Source organism: Legionella impletisoli (genome assembly GCF_900639875.1).
Taxonomy (GTDB): Bacteria; Pseudomonadota; Gammaproteobacteria; order Legionellales; family Legionellaceae; genus Legionella_A; species Legionella_A impletisoli.
Window position 1 is genome coordinate 40,162 of record NZ_CAAAIA010000014.1, and the last position, 9,128, is coordinate 49,289.

Sequence of the window (9,128 nt, forward strand, 5' to 3'; positions counted from 1 at the left end):
TTGAATTGTAAAATTTAAATTACTTCGAGCTTTTTACCTATTTTTTCAAACGCATTTAAAGCGTTATCTAAATGGTGTTTGTCTAATGCAGCAGACATTTGCGTACGAATGCGCGCTTTCCCTTTTGGCACAACAGGAAAAGAAAACCCAACCACATAGACTCCTTCTAATAATAATTGATTGGCCATTTGATTAGCTAAAACGGCATCACCTAACATCACGGGAATAATCGGGTGCTCTCCTGGAACTAAATGAAAGCCCAACTGGGTTAAACCCTCACGAAAGTAGTGGCTATTAAGTTTTAGTTTTGTCATCAACTCAGTACTCTCTTCAAGTAAATCCAGTACGGCAATCGACGTTTTAGCAATGACGGGCGCAAGGGTATTGGAAAATAAATAAGGACGAGAACGTTGCCTTAACCATTCCACCACCACGCGGCTTGAGGCAGTGTACCCACCCGACGCACCTCCTAAAGCCTTCCCTAAGGTCCCAGTTAAAATATCAACTCTATCACAAACCCCAAAGTGTTCGGGTGTGCCTCGACCATTTTCTCCAATAAACCCTACCGCATGAGAGTCATCTACCATCACCATGGCATCATGTTTTTCAGCCAGTTCACAAATAGCAGGTAAATTGGCTAATATTCCATCCATTGAAAAAACGCCGTCCGTGGCAATGAGACGAAATCGAGCTGATTTAGCTTCAATAAGTTTTGCCTCTAAATCTCTCATATTGTTATTCGCATAGCGATAACGAGCCGCTTTGCATAAACGGACACCATCGATGATGCTTGCGTGGTTTAATTCATCGCTAATGATGGCATCTTCAGGCCCTAATAACGTTTCAAATAAGCCAGTATTGGCATCAAAACAGGAGGAATATAAGATCGAATCTTCTTTGCCTAAAAACTGACTTATTTTGTATTCGAGTTCTTTGTGGGGCGTTTGTGTCCCACAAATGAATCTTACCGAGGCCATCCCATAGCCATATTCTTCTAAAGCTTTTTGACCCTCTGTGATTAACTTAGGATGATTCGCCAAACCTAAATAATTATTGGCACAAAGGTTTATTACTTCTTCATGATTAACGTGAACTTCAGCTTGCTGCTGGCCCGTTATGACACGCTCTGATTTAAATAAGCCCTCATTTTTAAGCGTATCCAATTCGGCTAATAAATAATCCGTAAAACGGTCCGGCACGTTTGCTCTCCTTTAAGTTTTATAAATTTAGCGATAATATCAAATTTTAAACAGTGTGGAAATGTCTCTTATATTTTGCAAAAAGCGATAATTAACGTCAGCTCAATAGAAAAAGTTATTGATGACTTTTATGCCGCTAAATGAATGCTATCTCGTACAAAATAAGCCCGTTGATACCAGCAACATTAGAATTTTGCTGGTACCAACGCACATTAATTATTAGAATGCTTACTACACTAGTAGCGAGCAATGTTTTATTTAATTCATTGCCTGTCGCACCTTCCCAGAAATCTTGCTAAAATCAACCCATCGATTTAACCTAAATTCAGCAGTTGAATCATCACAAGCGAAGCTAATGTGCTGAAGATTCAAGCGATTTATGATATTTTTTATTGAAGACGTATCCCCCATACGGTGAAAGAAAAAATAGCGAAAATCGCTTGAAGATTCACTGCAGTAGCTGTTCGAGGTAGATTCAACTGCCAAATTTAGGTTAACCTAAGTTATTAATCCTTTGGTGAAGTCAATGAGTACCCATAAAGAATGCATCAATATGATAAAACAACAATTACGTACTGGCGACGTACTTGATGAGACTATTTTAAGTTTATACAAAACCATCCCAAGAATTGATTTTGTTCCTGAAGAATATAAACATTTCGCTTACTCCGATATGCGCATTAAACTTGCACACAATCAAAGAATGATGACTCCTCTTGAAGAAGCCAGTCTATTACAAGCGCTTAAATTGAACGGAACTGAAGTGGTCCTTGAGGTAGGCACAGGAACTGGATTTCTAACGGCTTTGTTAAGTCGTTTAAGCAAAAAAGTTATCAGTGTGGATTATTTTTCTGATTTTACAGCCCATGCTAGAAAACAACTCGAAGCGCACCAATGTCAAAATATTGAATTGATTACAGGTGACGGCTGTCGAGGCTGGTTAGACAAAGCACCTTATGATGTAATGGTATTCACTGGTGCCATTGATCAAATCACTGAGACACATCGACTGCAGCTTTTACCTGGCGGTCAAATGTTTGTTATCGTGGGAAGTGCTCCCGTCATGCAAGGACAATTGCATCGTTTAGATCATGATGGTAATTGGGAAGCCGAATTAATTTTTGAAACCTGTACACCACCCTTGATTGATAAATTAAAACCGAAAGAATTTGTGTTTTAGGACTCAGGTGAATGAAAAAAACGCTTTTGTGTTTGTTGCTAAGCTCAGGATTGTTTTCTAACGTATTTGCTACTGATCTAATGGATGTTTATCAGCAGGCCTTAGAAAATGATCCAACGTTCAAAGCAGCCTACAGTACATTTATGTCAAACACAGAGCTACTTCCTCAAGCTCGTTCCGGGCTTTTGCCACAATTATCAGCTTCTGGGCAAGTCAGTCGAAACGATATCAATGTTCGTGCTGGAAATTTTAGCTCGGAGCAAACTTACAATAGCCATATGTGGCAGCTTACCGCATCTCAAGCGATTTTCAACTACAAAACCTGGTCACAAGTCCAACAAGCAAAAGCATCCGTTAAAGCCGCACATGCAACATTTAACAGCGCAGCTCAAGATTTAATTCTTAGGACGGCTACAGCCTATTTCGATGTTTTATTTGCAAGAGACACACTTAATTTTGCCGAAGCCAAACTAAGAGCGAATAAACGACAATTAGAGCAAGCACAACAACGATTTAATGTGGGTTTAGATGCCATTACTTCAGTGTATGAGGCCAAAGCAGCTTATGATCAATCCATCGCAGAAGTGATTTCTGCCAAAAACAATCAGGTGAATCAAAGCGAAAATCTTCGTAAATTAACCAATTATGTATATGAGGAATTAGCCCCACTAAGAAATAGCCGCGTTCCTCTTATTTCTCCTGAACCCAACGATGTAAATGAATGGATTGCAACCGGTTTAAAGCAAAACTATAATTTATTAGCATCAAAGTATTCCTTACAGGCTGCCCGGGAAAACGTAAAAGCATTGAGTGCTGGAAATTGGCCAACGTTATCTCTTCAAGGAAACAGCAGCAGAACATACAACACCGGTTCCTCAAGCAACTTTTTCGTTCCTGCATCACAACAAACATCCTCAGTTGCCTTAGCTCTAAATCTACCTTTTTATCAAGGGGGTCTCGTGCAGTCCCAAACGCGTCAAGCGCAATTTGACTTTCAAACTGCGAGTGAGCAGCTTGAGCGAACCTATCGTGATGTGGCGGTTAATAGCCAAATTGCCTTCAATACGATTATCGATGGGATCAGCAAAGTTAAAGCAGACCGTCAAACCATTGTTTCTCAAAAGAACTCTCTCGAAAGCACAGAAGCTCAATTTGAAGTTGGAACCCGAACCATGGTGGATGTGGTAACTGCTCAACAACGTCTTTTTGAAGCCCAAGAGCAGCTAGCACGTGATCAGTACGGGTTTATCAAAGCCATTCTTCATTTAAAATACTTAGCCGGAACGCTGAACGTAGATGATCTCGCTGAAGTCAATTCCTGGCTAAACACCAGGCGAATTAATAGCTTACCTTTGCAACCTAAAGTCCCGAACAAAACATGCATCGTAAAATCAGCCTGATCTGGCTATTCGCAAGAATTATGTTAATATTGCGCGAATTTATAGCAATTAACAGGGTAATATGGCTACGACATCCTCTGCAGTAGAAAAAAAATTATTACATTACACCGGAAAAGCCATCGCCGATTTTAATATGATTCAGCGTAATGATCGTGTCATGGTTTGTTTATCCGGTGGTAAAGACTCTTTCACCTTGCTCACCTTGCTCCATGCGTTACGAGTTCGTTCCAATTTTAAATTCGAATTATTCGCTTTTACCTTAGATCAAGCTCAACCTGGTTGGGATGATCGTGCATTGCGCACCTGGCTAGCTGAACGGTCTATTCCTCATGAAATTCTTACCCGAGACACTTATAGTATTGTTAAAGAAAAAATACCCGAAGGTAAAACCTACTGCTCATTATGCTCAAGATTAAGGCGAGGTATTATTTACCGTTATGCTGAAGAACATGGATTTAATAAAATTGCACTAGGCCATCATCGCGATGATTTAATTCGGACCTTAATGATGTCCATTCTCTACAACGGCGATATCCGATCGATGCCTCCTAAATTGCTGAGCGATAATAAAAAACATATTGTGATAAGACCGCTGTGTTATGTTCAAGAAAATGACATCATTCAATACGCGAAAGAACAAGATTTTCCTATTATTCCTTGCAATTTATGTGGATCACAGGAAAACTTAGCAAGAAAAAAGGTTGGTCGCCTAATTGAATCTCTTGCTGAAGAAAATCCTAAAGTTCCCAGCAATATTCTTCATGCTCTGCAAAGTTTAAAACCCAGCCAATTAATGGATCAAACGCATTGGAATTTTAAACACTTAGAAGATGAGCTCCAAGGCCATTCAAACGATGAAGAAATTCAGGAATTTTCTGAGCAAGAATCGTGTTAAATAGGAATGAGTGTTTCTTGAAAGATAAAATAAGTAATCAGAGCCGTTTCTGTTAACAATTAACCTCACTTAGTATAGAATACTGAGTCTATAATCTACAAGATAGCCATTGAATGAACTATATGCTAAACAATAATTACCGAAAGTTTCGAATTTACAAACGACGCAATTTAAAGTTTGATTTTATAGCAGCCATTGTTGTGTTTTTAGTCGCAATTCCCTTGTGTTTAGGAATTGCACTTGCCTCTGGCGCGCCTCTTTTCTCTGGAATTATCAGCGGTATTGTAGGTGGCATCGTGGTTGGCTCACTCAGTGGCTCTCACGTTAGCGTCAGTGGACCTGCTGCTGGAATGGCGGCCGTCGTTTTGGCAGCTCTTACGCAACTTGGTGATTTTCACACCTTTTTATTAGCCCTTACCTTGGCCGGTGTGCTTCAAATCATTGTGGGAAGTGTTCGCGCTGGATTTATTGCAGATTATATTCCTTCAAATGTTATCCAAGGCTTACTGTGTGCAATTGGAATACTCCTTATTGTTAAGCAATTGCCTCTTGCCTTTACTCTGTCTTCTTCGCTTGCAGAACTAAAACAACACTTGCTGGAAACGACTGAAGGACTCAGCATCCACCCTTTATATGAATTGTCTTATCATATCAATAGTGGTGCCTTGATTATTTCATTAACCTCCTTGGCTATTCTAATTTACTTCAGTAAAACAAAAATTAGATGGTTAAAAGTAATTCCCGGCCCGATTGTTGTAGTCATTGTCGGCATTATCTTAAACGAATTATTCGTTCTAACTGACTCTTATTTAGCACAAAATAGTCCTCAATTAGTCAATATTCCAGAAAACGATGGGCTAGCTGACTTTTTTTCTCAGCTAAGCTCCCCTAACTGGGCGGCAATCACTAATCCTAAAGTCTATTTATACGCTTTTGTTCTGGCAACGGTTGCCTCATTGGAAAGCTTATTGAACATTAAAGCCGGTGAGCGATTAGATAAAAAACGTCGTTATTGCTCCAAAGATCAAGAATTAGTTGCTCAAGGATGTGGAAATCTTATTTCAGGTCTAATTGGTGGGATCCCAATTACGTCCGTTATTGTACGAACGTCTGTAAACATTCAAGCAGGAGCAAAAACAAAAATCTCCACCATTTTCCATGGTTTTTTTATTCTATTTGCAGTAATGCTTATTCCGCAAATGTTAAATAAAATCCCACTTTCATCGCTAGCCGCGATTCTCATTTACACAGGGTATAAACTCACTAGTCCAAGCATTTACTTAAACATTTACCGCCAGGGCTTAGACCGATTTATACCATTTATAACAACACTTGCCTGTATTGTTTTCTTTAATTTGCTCGCCGGTATCTTAATTGGCCTATGTGTGAGTTTGTTTTATATTCTGAAATCAAACAGTCAGGTTCGTATCGACATCATTAAAGAACGATATCCAAACGGCGTTATCAATCGCTTAATATTGCCACAGCAAACCACGTTTCTTAATAAAGCATCGTTGGTGGCCGAATTAGATTCGATACCTAGAAATTCACAATTAATTATTGATGCTCGTTATTCGGATTATATCGATAAAGAAATCATCGAGTTTATTAATGATTTTAAATCCGAACAAGCACCTCATAAGCAAATTTCCTTGAATCTTATTGGGTTTAAAGACCATTACGATATTCACAATTACGTAGATTTTATCAACGTCACAACCTACGATGTTCAGTCCATGCTTACTCCTGAGCGTGTTTTAAATATTTTAAAAGAAGGAAATCAACGCTTCATTAACGACACTCGAATTCATCGCAGTTTGAAAATCGATGTTAAATTTTCCGCCTCTACCCAACATCCGATTGCGGTAGTGCTTGGTTGTATTGATTCTCGCGTTCCAGTTGAAACCGTTTTTGATATGAGTTTTGGTGATCTATTTTGTATCCGAGTAGGTGGCAATGTCATCAATCCGGATGTTTTAGCTTCCATGGAATATGCTTGTCATATTGCCGGAGCAAAATTGATTGTCGTCTTAGGTCATACTCGTTGCGGAGCGATTCAAGCTGCTTGCGATCAAGTTCATGAAGGTCATATCACTCAGTTACTTGCTAAAATTGAGCCTGCCATTCAAGCTGAACAAAGTACCTCTTCCAATCGCACAAGCAACAACATTGATTTTCTACAAAATGTAACGGAGCTAAATATTGCCAATACCCTCAACCAAATTTATAAAACAAGCACTATCCTTAGGAAGTTGCTGGATGAAAATTCAATTGGCATGGTTGGGGCCATTTACGATGTCAGTAGTGGCGTAGTCAATTTTAAGGATTTTTCAAGCGAAGTATTGCTTCTCAACAAAAAACAAGGTGAATCTTTAGTACCTCATTTACAACACATTATTAAGTCCGCTAAAAAAGATGCCAAACCTGACGAACAAAAGGTATTAGAAGTAGAAGCATGAGTCTCGGAAACTTTCTATACCTTGGTCAGGGGATATCATTTTAAAATAAAAATAATTCAGGAGATTATATGCGAGCGTCGCAATGGTTATACGCCACCCTTAAAGAAAACCCTACTGACGCTGAAATCGTTTCACATCAATTGATGTTACGTGCTGGAATGATTCGTAAACTCGGATCAGGGCTTTACACCTGGATGCCCGCCGGTTTAAGGGTCTTGCAAAAAGTCGAGCAAATTGTCCGTGAAGAAATGAACCGAGCTGGTGCGTTGGAAATGCTCATGCCTGCCGTTCAGCCGGCAGAGCTTTGGCAAGAAACAGGTCGCTGGGACACGTTTGGTGGGCAGTTATTAACCATGAAAGACAACAGTGGACGCGATTATTGTTTTGGACCAACGCATGAAGAAGTCATTACCGACATTATGCGTAATGAATTACGCTCCTACAAGCAACTGCCGGTTAATTTTTATCAAATTCAAACCAAATTCCGTGATGAAATTAGACCTCGCTTTGGGGTGATGCGCGCTCGAGAATTTCTCATGAAAGACGCTTATTCGTTTCATCTTACCCAAGAATCACTGCAAAAAACCTACGATGCAATGTATGAGGCTTATTGCCGCATCTTTGATCGCTTGGGCTTAAAATATCGTGCCGTAGAAGCGGATACAGGAGCAATTGGAGGCTCTGCCTCTCACGAATTCCAAGTGTTGGCCGATTCAGGAGAAGATTTAATTTTTTATAGCGACCACAGTGACTATGCGGCCAATATTGAACAAGCCACGAGTCTTATTCCTCCCAAAGCAACTCGAACTACTTCAAAAACCATCGAGAAGGTGGCCACCCCTAATCAAAAAACAAATCGCGAGGTGGCTGAATTTTTAGACGTTCCTTTGGAGCAAACCGTTAAAACCCTGGTGGTTCGTGGTGAAGAACACCCCTTGGTAGCTTTGGTTTTGAAAGGCAATGATGAACTTAATGAAGTGAAAGCTTCGAAACACCCCTTGATTCAGTCTCCCTTAAAATTTGCTGATGAGCAAGAAATTTTAAATACACTTAAAGCACCCGTTGGTTCTATTGGGCCGGTGCATTTATCTATTCCTATCATTGTCGATCATCACGCGATGGCTTTGGAAGAATTTATTTGCGGCGCAAATGAGGCCGAACACCATTATTGTCATGCTGCTTGGGGCCGTGATGCCAACCCAACCGATATCTATGACCTAAGAAACGTTAAGGTTGGTGATCAAAGTCCAGATGGTCAGGGAACTCTGCTGGCTTGTCGCGGAATTGAAGTAGGCCATGTTTTTCAATTAGGCGATAAGTACGCCAAAGCAATGAATGCGGCGGTAGTAAACGAAGATGGGCAATTACAAACCATGTTGATGGGATGTTATGGCTTAGGGATCTCCCGCGTGGTGGCCGCCGCCATTGAGCAGCATCATGATGAACGGGGTATTCGATGGCCAAATTCCATTGCACCGTTTCAATTAGTCATTATCCCCATTAATAGTCATCGTTCACCTCACGTGCAAGAAAAAGCCGAAGCGTTGTATCAAGCTTGTTTAAATAAAGGCATTGAGGTGATGCTTGATGATCGCAATGAGCGGCCAGGTGTATTATTTGCAGATAATGATTTAATTGGCATCCCTCATCGCTTCGTGGTGAGTGACAAACATTTAGAAGCAGGAATGGTTGAGTATAAAGCACGTCAAAACGACACGGCCACAACCATTTCATTAAACGAAATAGATACGTTTTTAAATAGCCTTAAATAACCTTACGTCTTAACCTAATATGCTCCAACGTGCTTTGGCTTGACCAAAGTATCCATTTCAATGCTAGTGTATCACTCCGAACATTTGGATACCTCGGTCAAGCCCATAGATATCTACACAAAAAGAATAATTAGTATTTAATATGGGATTTTAGTAAAAGTGGATAATAATAAATGGATTTAGAGTTACGCCATAAAAAGCGTTATGAACAATTAGTAAGGTC

The 9,128-nt window shown here is 40.0% G+C and carries 6 protein-coding genes; 5 read left to right on the forward strand and 1 reads right to left on the reverse strand.

All coding sequences use genetic code 11. The features are described from left to right. Positions 1-14: 14 nt before the first annotated feature. Positions 15-1,199 carry a glycine C-acetyltransferase gene (locus E1O41_RS11380; protein ID WP_131777457.1) on the reverse strand — a complete coding sequence of 395 codons (1,185 nt, stop codon included), beginning with the start codon at positions 1,197-1,199 and terminating at the stop codon, positions 15-17. A gap of 526 nt (positions 1,200-1,725) precedes the next feature. Here E1O41_RS11380 and E1O41_RS11385 point away from each other — a divergent pair. The 5 genes from E1O41_RS11385 (at position 1,726) to E1O41_RS11405 (ending at position 8,905) form a co-directional block, all read left to right on the forward strand. Continuing rightward, positions 1,726-2,379 (forward strand): protein-L-isoaspartate O-methyltransferase family protein, encoded by a 654-nt coding sequence (locus tag E1O41_RS11385; RefSeq protein ID WP_229669392.1) that lies wholly within the window; start codon positions 1,726-1,728, stop codon positions 2,377-2,379. A gap of 11 nt (positions 2,380-2,390) precedes the next feature. Continuing rightward, positions 2,391-3,779, forward strand: coding sequence for a TolC family outer membrane protein (locus E1O41_RS11390; protein ID WP_131777458.1), 1,389 nt, complete (start codon positions 2,391-2,393; stop codon positions 3,777-3,779). A gap of 61 nt (positions 3,780-3,840) precedes the next feature. After that, positions 3,841-4,674: a tRNA 2-thiocytidine(32) synthetase TtcA gene (gene ttcA, locus E1O41_RS11395; protein WP_131777459.1), complete on the forward strand. Its 834-nt coding sequence runs from the start codon at positions 3,841-3,843 to the stop codon at positions 4,672-4,674. 113 nt (positions 4,675-4,787) lie between these two features. Next, entirely contained in the window at positions 4,788-7,133 is a 2,346-nt protein-coding gene (locus tag E1O41_RS11400) for a bifunctional SulP family inorganic anion transporter/carbonic anhydrase (protein WP_131777460.1), read from the forward strand. Between the two features lie 68 nt (positions 7,134-7,201). After that, on the forward strand, positions 7,202-8,905 hold the full coding sequence (locus tag E1O41_RS11405; protein WP_131777461.1) for a proline--tRNA ligase: 1,704 nt from the start codon (positions 7,202-7,204) through the stop codon (positions 8,903-8,905). The last annotated feature ends 223 nt before the right edge of the window (positions 8,906-9,128 follow it).

Bases quoted from the DNA above. Each gene is read 5' to 3' on its own strand.
- E1O41_RS11385 (WP_229669392.1), top strand. From the start codon at position 1,726: ATGAGTACCCATAAAGAATGCATCAATATGATAAAACAACAATTACGT.
- E1O41_RS11390 (WP_131777458.1), top strand. From the start codon at position 2,391: ATGAAAAAAACGCTTTTGTGTTTGTTGCTAAGCTCAGGATTGTTTTCT.
- ttcA (WP_131777459.1), top strand. From the start codon at position 3,841: ATGGCTACGACATCCTCTGCAGTAGAAAAAAAATTATTACATTACACC.
- E1O41_RS11400 (WP_131777460.1), top strand. From the start codon at position 4,788: ATGAACTATATGCTAAACAATAATTACCGAAAGTTTCGAATTTACAAA.
- E1O41_RS11405 (WP_131777461.1), top strand. From the start codon at position 7,202: ATGCGAGCGTCGCAATGGTTATACGCCACCCTTAAAGAAAACCCTACT.